This window comes from Kordiimonas sp., assembly GCF_048264555.1.
Classification (GTDB): Bacteria; Pseudomonadota; Alphaproteobacteria; order Sphingomonadales; family Kordiimonadaceae; genus Kordiimonas.
In genome coordinates, this window is sequence record NZ_JBLXCX010000007.1 from 170,548 (window position 1) to 183,595 (window position 13,048).

Sequence of the window (13,048 nt, forward strand, 5' to 3'; positions counted from 1 at the left end):
TGTTTTCTATCGGAAGGGGAACAATGGCGATGCGAGTTTTTTTGAGAAAATGTGTCGGCGGGCTTTTGAACGAGAGACAAAAGAAACGCCTTAAGAAACTTGAACTTTGGGCCAGAAAGCGCTCTCAATCTGTTTACCCAAAATTGAACGCTGCAACCTTTGAAGATTTGTTTCGGAACAAGATGGGCCTTAGAGAAGGCGATGTCGTAATGGTGCATGCAGGCTTTGGTTCAATAAATACGAAACTGAGTCCTAGCCAAGTATATGAGACTTTGGCGAAAGTTATTGGCCCCAGAGGAACAATTGTTGTTCCAACGTTTTGTATGGGCAGTTCTGCTAGGTGTATGTCCAGCGGCGACGCCTTTGACGTGTGTAAAACTAGGTCTGGGATGGGAGCTTTTTCCGAATATGTGAGGCAACTTCCCAATGCTCCCAGATCGTTGCATCCGATTAAGTCCGTGGCAGCCGTTGGAGCACACGCTCAGGAAATATGCTTTGGGCACGAAAAATGTGAACATCCCTTCGGTTTGGGAAGTCCATTTGATACCATGTTGCAGTTAAGGGCTAAGGTGATTGGGCTAGGTGTGCCTATGACATATCTCTCATTTGTTCACACTGCAGAGGATATTTGCCCTGCGTCGGTAGAATTGCCCGTCTGGGACAGAGAAAAGTATACAAAGAATTGCTTTGATTGTGATGGCAATTTACATGAAGTCACGACCTATGTTCACAACTTGCCTCTCATGCAAAAGGCTGATCCGGGGAAATTTTGCCGTAGATATCTTGAGCGGCACTATTTTAAGGAGTTTAAATACAGAGGCACGGTTTTCTTTAAGGTCGATGCTGCGCCACTGGTCGAAAAGCTAACCGAAGGTCTAGTATCTGGGTTTACCATATATGACTAAGAAGCCTCTGAAAGTGGCTGTAGTTGGCCCTACTCCTCCACCTAGTGGAGGAGTAGCTTCATATATCAAGGGGCTAATGCAGGCATGCCGTCTAATAAGCCCGGTTGATGAATGGCGATTTAGAAATTATACTTGGTATAAATTGGTGGAACTAGCTTTATGGCAACCTGATATAATTCATTATAACTTCTCTCGGTCATATAAGCGGGGAATATCAACCGTACTTGGTCGCCTCATGCGTTCTGCTGTGGTGCACACGATTCACGGAGATCAATTTGATGTAACTAAGTTTGGTAATCGAATTGCACTAAGGTTTTCATCGGGCGTAATCGTATTGAATGATTCTGCTTTTTCGTCAATTTTGAGTGCTGATATATCTATCCGCGTGGAGAAAATCTCCCCGATGTTTTCTGAGAGTCAATGTGTTAGAAGCCCTAGTGTAAAGTTGCCGATGAAAATCGCACAATTGATCCCCTTAAACCGAAAATGCATGTTGGTATATGCGAGAAGTAGGGGTGCGATAAGAGGCCAGGAGATTTACGGGTTTGAGTTTATTGCTGGTCTCTTACCATCAATTTCTAACCTAGGCTTCCATGTGCTGTATTTAGATCCGAGCAATGCCTACAATAGTTTGGCCCTTGATCCCCAAGGCGTTGGAAATACGTTGCACATTGTCGAGGACCTGGATTTTAGGGCGTTATTGGAATATGTTTCCGTTTATGTCCGGCCTACAGCGTCAGATGGAAATTCGATAGCGATACTAGAAGCGCTTGACGCTGGACTTCCGGTATTATGTAGCGATGTCGTTGATCGTCCAAGCGGTACAATTACCTATAAATATGGCTGTAGATCAGATTTTATTTCACAACTTAAGATGGCCGCTAATCAAAAAGACAGCATTAAACGCCCACCTCAGTTGGACAGTATTTCCAAGTATATCGAATTCTTAGAAAGGGCTATAGATGAGCCGGGCTAGTAGGCTGTACTTAAGCTTGCCATATTGGGGAAAAGTCTGTGCTGTGAATTTTATGGCGCTTCGCAAAGCTCGACGACGCCTAAATCATAGGGTTATGAAGTTAAAAGACCTCTATTTGAATCTAGATTTTAGGGACTATGACGGTCGATATGACATGCTGATTAGGTATGATCTCGAGCCAATAACGAAGGACAAAAGAACTGTTATTCAAAATTTTGATAATATCGTAAACAAACAGAAAGTATATGAGACTTGGCATACGAGTGGTACAACTGGTGCGGGAATGGCCTATCCTATATCAAAAGGGTTTGAGGAGCATCTTTGGGCCTTCTATTGGAAGTTTAGAGCAATCCACGGAGTTTCAGAGAAAGATTGGTTTGTTTACTTTATTGGCAAGCCTTTGGTTGAAAACGACAAGCGCAGGCCTCCCTACTGGATTTACTCGTGGCCGACCCGGCAGCTATTGATGAGTCAATTTCACCTATCTCCAGAAACAGTTAGTGACTATTTGAGGGAAATAGAAAGGTCAGGGATAACATGTATGCATTCTTACCCCTCTGTTTTGTTTGAATTTGCTCGCCTTGTTAAGGAGGCTGGACTACAGGAGATCGCAAGAAGCTGTAAGATGAAATTTATCTCATGTAGTTCTGAGAAGCTCTTTTCTTGGCAAAAGGATCTAATTGAGTACATATTTAATTGTAGATTGGTCCAAATATATGGAATGACGGAAGGTGTCGTGAACGCTTATGAATGTGATGCTGGAAATCTTCATGTTGATGAGTATTTTTCTAAGGTGGAGTTGGAAAAGATTGATGGTCAAAGGCACCGACTCTTTGGTAGTAGCTTTCACAATGAAGCGTTCCCTCTTGTTAGGTATGAGTCTACTGATGAGCTACTTATCAATCATTATTCTGCATGCTCTTGTGGCAGAAAAGGCAGATTGATCTCTGAAGTTTTAGGCCGGGAAGATGACTATGTTCTGCTGCCAGATGGTCGCAAGATTGGAAGGCTAGATCATATTTTTAAATCCATAACCATCATTCAAGGTGCGCAACTGCATCAAAAACAAGATTATGGAATTGAGATCAGAGTGAATTGCGTGCCGAATATTTTTGAGCAAGCGGAAAAGCAAATTTTAGCCGAGATTTTCGAAAAATTAGGAACAGACCTAAACATAAAAGTCGTTCGGGTAGAAAGGCTGCCTGTGACAGAAAACGGTAAATTTCGCGCGATTACTTCAGAAGCGTTGATGAACAAACCATGTCACGACAAATAAAAAACTATGTCCTCAAATTGCTTGCGTACCGATTTAGAAAAGGGACGGTTGGTTCAGGGTGCATTTTTTCGCCAGGCTCTAGAGTTCTGTCGCCGAGGTATATTTCTATTGGTGATAACACATTCATTGGGCGCGATGCATTGATTTCCACTTCAGCTTCAGGACGATCTCCAATCTCAATTGGTTCAGATGTGATGATTGCTCAAAGGACGATGATTATTGGGGGCAATCACGAATTTGCTGACACTAGTGTCCCGATGAGGCTTCAGGGCGAGGGAAAGCAAGGAGAGATTGTAGTTGAGAATGACGTGTGGATCGGTGCAGGCTCGATAATCCTGTCTGGGGTTACGATTGGGCATGGTGCCGTAATCGCTGCGGGAGCCGTTGTTACCAAGTCGGTAGCACCTCAGACTATTGTGGGGGGGAATCCAGCAAAAGTCTTAGGCACAAGGTGAGAGATGTCGGAATTTAGCAAGCCGTTAGATTTAGTTTTCTCGTTAGACTACGAGAAATTCGGAGATGGATCTGGGTGTGTTTATCGGGACCAGATAATACCAACCAGTTATCTTGCATCGGTATTGCAGCTGTATGGGGCTCGGCTCACTGTTTTTGTGGAGGTTGGCCAACAGCTCTACTATTCCTCCCTCCAAGATTGGGACCAGGTGAAACCAATTGAAAACCAGATAAGAAACTTATACAGAAAGGGGCACGGTATTGAATTGCATATCCATCCTATGTGGTTTTTTGCAAATGCTCAAAACACGGGGCCGCTTAGTTTGCATAGATATCCATTTGATTTGAGTCTTTTATGCCAGAGCCAGATGGAAGACATCATCTCAAAATCAGTCAATTACCTAAAGAGATTAATTGAAGGTATAGATTCAGGATATCGACCATTAGCATATAGAGCAGGAGCATGGTCAATGTCTAACCGACTGTCCTTGTTCAGTTTCCTCCGGGAGAATGGCATAAAAATTGATAGTACAATAGCCCCTGGCGCCAAATTTCATTCTTCGTATGGCAGCTTTGATTATACGAACTATAAGATGGAGGCAAGTTGGGCCGAAGACGGGCTGTTAGAAATACCTATTCTAACCGAAAAAAGCCGAATGAGTGTTATTCATTACTGCAACTACGGCGGCATCAAGACTCGGCGGCTAGTGTCGAGGCTATATAAAAATAAGCTAGCTGACATGGACAAGGGAAAGATTGGGCGGCTAACAAAACTGTTTAACAAAGACTATTGCATGGCGGACTACAACTTCATTGCACCAAAAAAAATATTTAAAATGATCATGCGCCATTATTACAATCATGTTTCCTCATCAGGCGATTCCGTTCCAGTTGTTCTAATCGGTCATTCAAAAACTTCCTATTATTCAGATAGATTGCATGAGCTATTTCACCTATTACAGTCTGCCCCGATGCCTGTTAGGTATAGAACTATCTCGGATATTCACACCAACAAGTAAGTTGAAACCACTATTTTGAGTTCAGGTTTAGGCGGATGCAAATTGTGCTACAAAATTTGGGGTCGGGGAGGACAGTTGTCGCAAAAGTACCGGTTCCGTCGCTAAAAAGAGGTCATTTACTGATTGAAACCCAGGCAAGTCTCATTTCTGCCGGCACAGAACGTATGCTTGTCGATTTCGGGCGGTCCAGCTACTTGGAGAAGGCGCGTCAGCAGCCTGAAAAGGTCAAGATGGTACTTGAGAAGATCAAGACCGATGGCCTCATGCCGACCATTGATGCGGTCAGGTCCAAGCTCGACCAACCGATCCCGATGGGCTATTCGAATGTCGGCCGTGTCATCGCGGTCGGCCGGGGTGCAGAAGACTTCAAGGTGGGCGATCTGGTGGTGTCCAACGGAAACCATGCCGAGATCGTATCCGTACCCAAAAACCTGTGCGCCAAGATTCCGATCGATGTGACGGCCGAGGATGCGACCTTCACTGTTGTCGGCGCCATCGCGCTGCAGGGCATGCGGCTCGCGCAGCCGACACTCGGTGAGTGTGTCGTGGTTACAGGCCTTGGTCTTATCGGCCTGATGACGATCCAGCTTTTACGTGCCCATGGCTGCCGGGTTCTTGGCCTTGATTTTGACAAAGGCAAGCTCAGCCTCGCCCGCGCCTTCGGTGCCGAGGTGGTCGACCTGTCGGCTGGGGAAGACCCGATAGAAGCTGCCGAACGCTTTTCGCGCGGGCGCGGCGTGGATGCTGTGCTGGTGACAGCCTCGACCAAAAGCAGCGATCCCATCCACCAGGCGGCCACCATGTGCCGCAAAAGGGGGCGCATCATTCTTGTCGGCGTAACCGGACTGGAGTTGAACCGCGCCGACTTCTATGAAAAAGAGCTCAGCTTCCAGGTATCCTGCTCGTACGGCCCCGGCCGCTATGATAGCGCCTATGAGGAAGGCGGACAGGACTACCCGGTGGGCTTCGTGCGCTGGACCGAACAGCGAAACTTTGAGGCGGTGCTGGATCTTATGGCGTCAGGGCAACTTGCGCTCGATACCCTGAAAACGAAATCCTTCGCCCTTGAGGATGCGAAGCAGGCCTACGACCTGTTGCTGAACGACAAGGGCGCGCTTGGAGTGGTGCTGACCTATGGAGGATCGGCATCCGACGAGAAAAAAGTCACCACGCTGCCTCTTCCGGGCGCCCGACAAGCCACGGGTGGCGCGCCTGTGCTGGCCGCCATCGGTGCCGGGAACTATGCGGGGCGCACGCTGTTGCCTGCTTTTGCGAAAACTGCCGCCCGGCTGAAGACTATCGCGTCGGCCGGGGGCGTTTCTGGCAGCCATTATGGCAAGAAGCTTGGGTTCGAACAGTCCTCGACCGATACAGAAGCCATTTTTGCCGCCCCGGATGTTGACGCAATCATCATCGGCACGCAGCATAACAGCCATGCACATTTTGTGCTTGAGGCCCTGAAGGCCGGCAAGAGCACCTTCGTCGAAAAACCTCTTGCGCTGACAGCGGACGAGCTCAACGCCATCGAAGCGGCATACCGGGATGCAGCAGCCACGGGCCACACCCCGTTGCTGATGGTAGGCTTCAACCGGCGCTTTGCTCCTCTGATGCAAAAGCTCAAGCGTGAGACGATGCGGTCAAGTCAGCCAATGAGCATTATCTATACCTGCAATGCAGGGGAGATACCATCTGACAGCTGGATTCAGGACCCGAGCCGCGGCGGCGGCCGAATTATCGGCGAAGCCTGCCACTTTATCGATATTGCGCGGCACCTCGCGGCCTCCGAGATAGTATCGGTGCAGTCAAATAGGATGTCTCAGCCGACGGCCGACTGTCACGATACCGCCTCCATTACCCTTACCTTTGCGAATGGCAGCATGGCGACGATCCATTATTTCGCCAACGGCAACAAGGCGTTTCCGAAGGAGCGCATCGAGGTGTTTCAGGGCGGAAAAGTATTTCAACTCGATAACTTCAGAAAACTCTCAGGATTTGGCGCAGTGGGGCTGAAATCCAGAGCCTTTCAGCAGGACAAAGGCCAGGCCCGTTGCGCTGCTGCATTTGTCGAAGCGCTACAGGCTGGCCAGCCGTCACCAATTCCCTTTGACGAACTAATGGAAGTGTCAAGAGCCTGCATTTTAGCAAGTGACTTGATTACTAAGGGCTAGTGGTCAAGAAGCGGCGTTTGGAGGGCGATATGTCTGCCTCAAAATTTGGATTATATTGGCGGACATTGAAATATCTCAAACCAGTGCAACTGACAAACCGCATCCGACGCCAGTTTGTCAAGCCAAAGCCTGTCGCGAGGCCGACCTTCGCACCCAGCCCGCGAACAGGGGTATGGACTACCCCAATCGTGAAGCCTGCCTCGCTTGGGGCTGAAGACCGCTTCTGTTTTCTGAACCGTACCGAGATGATAACGGGAGCCGAAGGCTGGAACCACCCGGACTTGCCCAAGCTTTGGCTCTATAACCTTCATTACCATGATGGTCTGTGTTCCGGGAATACACCAGCCGAGCGGAAGTTGCGCTTGGTCGAACGCTGGATCGCTGAAAACCCGTTCGGCTATGGCAACGGCTGGGAGCCCTATCCTATATCGCTCCGGATCGTCAACTGGGTGAAGTGGCGCCTAGCAGGCGGGGTGGCTCCCGATGGAATGGACGCTTGCGTCTACCAACAAGCACATGTTTTGTCGCTAACGCTAGAATATCATCTGCTCGGAAATCATCTGTTTGCCAACGCGAAAGCCCTAATTTTTGCTGGGCTGCATTTTGAGGGGCGGAGGCCGCTTTCCTGGCTCGAGAAAGGCCTAGCGTTGCTAATGCGCGAGTTGACAGAGCAGTTTCTGCCGGACGGTGCTCATTTTGAACTCAGTACGACCTATCACGCGACGCTCACAGAAGATCTTCTGGACCTGTGCAATATTCTGCAAGCCTATGGGCACGACATTCCCGAAGTTCTGGTAAGTGTGGCCGGACGCGCCATGGCCTGGCTGGACGTAATGACTCGGCCCGACGGGTTGTCGCCGCTCTTTAACGATGCCGCTTACGGCATTTGTCCCACATTTGGCGAACTCGAGAGCTATGCAGAGCGGCTTTGTGTGGTGTGGCGACCAACAAGGCAGATGTCACTCACCGACTTACCTGACAGCGGATACTTTCGTTATGATGGCGCTGCCTACAACTTCTGGGGTGATGCGGGTCAGATTGGCCCCGACTATATCCCCGGCCACGCGCACTGCGACATGTTCAATTTCGAGCTTTTCGCCCATGGTAGGCCGGTCGTTGTCGATACAGGTACGTCAACTTATGACGTGGGTGCGCGCAGGACTTTGGAGCGCTCGACCGCGTCCCACAACACAGTTCAACTTGGGCACCATGAGCAAAGCGAGATATGGGGCGCCTTTCGCGTCGGGCGGCGCGCCCGGATCACCGAGCGTCACGTGGCGCAGGGCAACGTGGAGGCCATGCATGACGGGTTCAAGCGCCTTGGAGTTCTTCACCGGCGGTCGTTCCAATTCGGCAAAGACCGTATACTGCTGGAAGACCGTCTAACCGGCAATAGTGCCGGGCAGGCGGTGGCGCGCTTTCACCTACATCCCGATAGGGAAGTCTCGGTAGCAGGCGATACCGTGCAGACAGGCGGCGTGGCGTTTTCGTTTTCAGGCGCGAGCAGCATAGATATTTCAGGCTATTACTATGCGCCCGAGTTTAATAAACAGATATCGGCCAAGTGTATTGAAGTTCATTTCAGCGAACGTCTCAGGACCGATATTCAAATATGAGAATTCTTTTTATAACCGACAATTTTCCGCCCGAAGTCAACGCACCGGCGTCACGTACATTCGAGCACTGCCGGGAATGGGTCAGGCTTGGCGCAGATGTAACGATTGTGACCTGCGCCCCCAATTTCCCGCAAGGCAAGGTGTTTCCGGGGTACAGGAACAAGCTGTTCCAGAGAGAACTGATCGACGGCATCAAAGTTATCCGCGTTTGGAGCTATATCGCTGCAAATGACGGTTTTGCAAAGCGCATTGTCGACTATATCAGTTTCGCCATGATGGCCTTCTGGATCGGCCTGTTTCAGAAGGCCGATGTCATTGTTGCCACTTCACCTCAATTCTTTACGACCTTTGCGGGCTTTGCGCTGTCGAAGCTAAAGCGGCGCCCTTGGGTGTTTGAGCTCCGAGACCTGTGGCCGGAGTCCATCGTAACTGTCGGCGCGATGGAAAAGGGGCGGGCGATCCGGATGCTCGAACAGGTCGAACGGTTCATGTACCGCAAGGCAGACCTTATCGTCCCGGTGACCGACGCCTTTCACCGGAGGCTGGAAACATACGGCATCCCTGCGCAAAAGATGCATGTTGTAACGAATGGCGTCGATACCACGTTGTTTCCCGCGAGGGCCTTGAATACGGCTTTGCGTTCCGAGTTGAACCTGCAGGACAAGTTCGTGATCGGCTATATCGGCACCCACGGAATGGCGCATAACCTCGAGTTCATTGTTGAAGCAATGACGCAACTTGACGACCCGGACATTCACCTCCTGTGCCTTGGCGATGGCGCCAGAAAAGCCGCAGTGGTGGAAAAAACCCGCAAACTGGGCCTTTCCAATATGACCTTTCTGGATCCTGTGCCCAAGGAACAGGTTCATAGCTATATTTCTGCCCTCGATGCCGTTCTGGTGCCGCTCCGCAGGTCTGAGACCTTCAAAACCGTTATTCCATCGAAAATTTTCGAGTCTGCCGCGATGGAGAAACCCATCCTGCTTGGGGTGGATGGGCAAGCCCGCGAAATTGTCGAGCGTTACAATGCCGGACTGTATTTCGAACCGGAAAATGTGCAGGCCTTCGGACGGGCCGTGTCTACAGTCAAGAATGACGCGGACTTGCGGTTGGCCTATGCGGCAGGGGGCCGGGCATTATCAACAGACTATGACCGTAAAACGCTGGCAAAAAAGATGCTGGATCGGATAGCAATATTGGCAGGAACAAGCTATGAATAGGCCCGAATTCAGGGGAGAGGCCTTGATACAGCAGCGACTTTAAGAAATAAGACATCAGGCATGAAAATTCTTCAGATATTTGGCACACGGCCAGAGGCCATCAAGATGGCGCCGGTCGTACACGCCTTCGAAGCGGCTGAGGGCATTGAAAACCGGGTCTGTATCACGGCTCAGCATCGCGATATGCTGGATCAGGTTCTTGGCTTCTTCGATATCCGTGTCGATCACGACCTGAATGTCATGCAGGTGGCCCAGGGGCTCGCGGATGTGACCGCCCGCGTCCTCACTGGGGTCACCAAGGTTCTCGAAGCCGAACGGCCCGATCTCGTTCTGGTGCATGGTGACACAAACACCACCATGTCGGCGACCCTGGCGGCCTATTACCAGCAAATTCCTGTCGGGCATGTCGAGGCAGGCCTCCGGACCCACAACCTTTATTCTCCCTGGCCGGAGGAAGCCAACCGGCTGATCACGGACGGCCTCAGCGCGCTTTGTTTTGCGCCGACGGAAGGGTCCAGGAAAAACCTCCTGAAGGAAAATATCCCTGAACAGCGCATTTTCGTCACAGGTAACACGGTGGTCGATGCCTTGTTCATGGCGCGCGACCGGATCGTGCGTGATGATGCGATGGTGGCGTCCTTTAACAAGACGTTCGAGTATCTAGACGCTGGCAAAAAGCTCGTTCTGGTTACCGGGCACCGGCGTGAGAGTTTCGGCCAAGGCTTCGACGATATCTGCGACGCGATCGCCCATGTTGCAGCCCAACCGGACGTTGAAATCCTCTATCCTGTGCACCTGAACCCCAATGTGAAAGGCCCCGTGCATGCGAAGCTCGCCGGACTCAGGAATGTTCACCTGATCGCGCCTCAGGATTACCCGCACTTTGTCTATCTGATGAACCGCGCCCACGTCATTCTGACCGATTCCGGTGGCGTCCAGGAAGAGGCGCCGTCGCTTGGTAAACCCGTTCTGGTGATGCGCGAGACGACCGAACGACCGGAAGCCGTTGAGGCCGGGACGGTCAGACTTGTGGGAACCGACGCCGACAAGATTGTCGGAGAGGTAGAGAGGCTGCTTGACGATCCATCCCATTATGGGGCAATGGCAGAAGCACATAACCCTTATGGCGACGGCACTGCCGCACAGCAAATCCTGGAGGCAATCAGGCGTGTATACCTATAAGTCAATCTGCATCGTAGGGCTTGGCTACATCGGCTTGCCCACAGCGGCGGTTTTCGCAAAGGCCGGGCTCCAGGTGACTGGTGTCGATGTGAACCCGAAGGCCGTGGACAGCATCAACAAGGGCAAGGCCCATATTGTTGAGGTTGACCTCGACGGGTTGTTGCAAGGGGTGGTCTCAGCTGGACAGTTGAAGGCCCAGACAGTTCCCGAGAAAGCGGATGCCTTCATCATTGCTGTACCGACGCCCTTTACCGACACCCTTAAACCTGACCTCAGCTATATCGAGGCGGCGACTCGATCGATCGCCCCCTATATTGAGGCGGGCAACCTGATTATTCTGGAATCGACAGTCCCGCCTGGTGCAACCGACCAGATGGTTGCTTGGCTCGAAGAGGAGCGGTCGGATCTTAGGGGCGGGTGCGGCACCAAATATTTTGCTGCCCACTGCCCTGAACGGGTCCTGCCGGGCCGTGTACTGATCGAGCTTGTGCAGAATGACCGAATTATTGGTGGCATTACAAACGACTGTGCCCTAAGGGCACAAGCGCTCTATGATGTTTTTGTCAAGGGCGAATGTTTTCTGACGAACGCGCGCACGGCTGAGATGGCAAAACTGTCCGAAAATGCTTTTCGTGACGTCAATATCGCCTTCGCGAACGAGCTGTCGCTGATCTCCGACAGGCTGGACATTGACGTATGGGAACTGATCCGCCTTGCGAACAGGCACCCTCGGGTGAATATCCTGCAGCCAGGGCCGGGCGTTGGCGGCCACTGTATCGCGGTGGACCCCTGGTTCATTGTCGACAGCGCGCCAGAAGAGGCTCGCCTGATCCGGGCAGCGCGGGAAGTGAATGACAGCAAACCGGAGCATGTCATCAAGAAGGTGAAAAAGGCGGCCGCGAAGTTCAAGGCCCCGACCATTGCCTGTTTTGGGCTCGCGTTCAAAGCGGATATTGATGACCTGCGTACCAGTCCGGCGCTGATGATCACTGAGCGGCTCGCCAGCGAACTCGATTGCCGCATTCTGGTAGTTGAACCCAATATCGAAGTGCTTCCACCGAAGCTTGCCGAACTTAAAGTGGAGCATGCGGAACTGACGGACGCGATCGAGAAAGCCGATATTCTAGTGCTGCTGGTGGATCACAAGCCCTTCAAGCGTATTTCCAGTGAAAAACTGTCTGAGAAGATTGTTATTGACACACGTGGCATTTGGACTAACGCATCCCCAGCGTAAGCGGCCTCAGTTTCCCCCAAAAAAAGCAGAGAATGGTAGTCAGCACAGAAACTATAATAGCGCAGTAAGCTAACTGACCTGTTCCTAGGAAAATGAGTTTTTTTTGAGAGACGATTTTAGCCTATTCAGTCCATGAATAAGAAGAAATCATATGGAACGACAAAGACGTTACACAGGAGCAGATCATCTCGAAACTGCGTGAAGGAGGGGAAGGTCTTTTGAGCCAGGGCAAGACGGCTAGTGAGGAGGCAGTCCGTTAGTTGAGCGCGACCTTGCAAACCTATTACCGGTGGCGCAGCGTACGGCGGGATGAAGACCGATCAGGTACGAAATTGGAGCGAAAGAACGCACGGCTGAAGAAGACTGTGACTGAGCTCACGCTCGACAAGCTAACCCTCAAAGAGACCGCGGAGGGAAATTACCAGACCCCGCTCCTCTCTGGTGACGTGTTGACCATGTGATGGACGAGCTTGGCATTTCCAAACACCGCACTCGGGAGCTACTTCGTCAGCACCGTTCCACTAGTGTAAGGCAACAAAGAAAGCGGCCTGGTGAAGATGCCTTGACGACGATCGTCATAAGGTCGCCAGCCAATGTGGCCGGTCCTTCCGCACATCTTGGAATAGATTTTTTTGATTTTTCGGAAGTCTATTGCGCCTGGAAACAACCTACACCGAATCCGCGCGCAAAGTTCACGGTTGCTCACCCTGGTTCGGCACGGCCTATCGCTCCACCTAGCGCACACAAAGCTTAATCCCAGCCGTTATAGACTTATCTTAGAAAGTGGACACGACTTTCAACGGATATAAGAATACTGATTGGATGAATTTATGGCACACACTCTAAGCACTAAGCATTTTCAAAATATCCAACACTTTGCTGCTGCACACAGTGGCCGCGTACTTAGCTATGATGACCTTGTTTCATCCTCAACAGGCCCATTCAGGAAGCTTGAGTGCCCTGCGGCATGGCGTTTCTGCTAAAAAACCCCGACCGATT

The 13,048-nt window shown here is 51.0% G+C and carries 11 protein-coding genes; all 11 read left to right on the top strand.

The genetic code is table 11. The annotated features are described in order from the left end of the window. Positions 1-23 precede the first annotated feature (23 nt). The 11 genes from ACN0XZ_RS16660 to ACN0XZ_RS16710 all read left to right on the top strand — a co-directional run bounded on the left by ACN0XZ_RS16660 (position 24) and on the right by ACN0XZ_RS16710 (position 12,510). Positions 24-905, top strand: coding sequence for an AAC(3) family N-acetyltransferase (locus ACN0XZ_RS16660; protein ID WP_417458930.1), 882 nt, complete (start codon positions 24-26; stop codon positions 903-905). Next, the gene (locus ACN0XZ_RS16665; RefSeq protein WP_417458931.1) at positions 898-1,881 is read left to right on the top strand and encodes a hypothetical protein; all 984 of its coding nucleotides are present in this window, start codon (positions 898-900) and stop codon (positions 1,879-1,881) included. Before ACN0XZ_RS16660 ends, ACN0XZ_RS16665 begins: the two co-directional genes overlap by 8 nt. Continuing rightward, on the top strand, positions 1,868-3,157 hold the full coding sequence (locus ACN0XZ_RS16670; protein WP_417458932.1) for a hypothetical protein: 1,290 nt from the start codon (positions 1,868-1,870) through the stop codon (positions 3,155-3,157). Before ACN0XZ_RS16665 ends, ACN0XZ_RS16670 begins: the two co-directional genes overlap by 14 nt. Next, complete coding sequence (locus ACN0XZ_RS16675) at positions 3,142-3,612, top strand: acyltransferase (RefSeq protein WP_417458933.1); 471 nt, start codon at positions 3,142-3,144, stop codon at positions 3,610-3,612. Before ACN0XZ_RS16670 ends, ACN0XZ_RS16675 begins: the two co-directional genes overlap by 16 nt. A gap of 3 nt (positions 3,613-3,615) precedes the next feature. After that, positions 3,616-4,629: a hypothetical protein gene (locus ACN0XZ_RS16680; RefSeq protein WP_417458934.1), complete on the top strand. Its 1,014-nt coding sequence runs from the start codon at positions 3,616-3,618 to the stop codon at positions 4,627-4,629. A gap of 35 nt (positions 4,630-4,664) precedes the next feature. Beyond that, positions 4,665-6,797, top strand: coding sequence for a bi-domain-containing oxidoreductase (locus ACN0XZ_RS16685; RefSeq protein WP_417458935.1), 2,133 nt, complete (start codon positions 4,665-4,667; stop codon positions 6,795-6,797). A gap of 29 nt (positions 6,798-6,826) precedes the next feature. Next, positions 6,827-8,413 carry a heparinase II/III family protein gene (locus tag ACN0XZ_RS16690; RefSeq protein WP_417458936.1) on the top strand — a complete coding sequence of 529 codons (1,587 nt, stop codon included), beginning with the start codon at positions 6,827-6,829 and terminating at the stop codon, positions 8,411-8,413. Then, positions 8,410-9,633 (top strand): glycosyltransferase family 4 protein, encoded by a 1,224-nt coding sequence (locus tag ACN0XZ_RS16695; protein ID WP_417458937.1) that lies wholly within the window; start codon positions 8,410-8,412, stop codon positions 9,631-9,633. The genes ACN0XZ_RS16690 and ACN0XZ_RS16695 overlap by 4 nt, the downstream gene beginning before the upstream one ends. Before the next feature lie 60 nt (positions 9,634-9,693). Then, on the top strand, positions 9,694-10,815 hold the full coding sequence (wecB, locus tag ACN0XZ_RS16700; RefSeq protein WP_417458938.1) for a non-hydrolyzing UDP-N-acetylglucosamine 2-epimerase: 1,122 nt from the start codon (positions 9,694-9,696) through the stop codon (positions 10,813-10,815). After that, positions 10,802-12,049 carry a UDP-N-acetyl-D-mannosamine dehydrogenase gene (gene wecC, locus ACN0XZ_RS16705; RefSeq protein ID WP_417458939.1) on the top strand — a complete coding sequence of 416 codons (1,248 nt, stop codon included), beginning with the start codon at positions 10,802-10,804 and terminating at the stop codon, positions 12,047-12,049. Before wecB ends, wecC begins: the two co-directional genes overlap by 14 nt. A 260-nt stretch (positions 12,050-12,309) precedes the next feature. Continuing rightward, on the top strand, positions 12,310-12,510 hold the full coding sequence (locus tag ACN0XZ_RS16710; protein ID WP_417458940.1) for a hypothetical protein: 201 nt from the start codon (positions 12,310-12,312) through the stop codon (positions 12,508-12,510). Positions 12,511-13,048 lie beyond the last annotated feature (538 nt).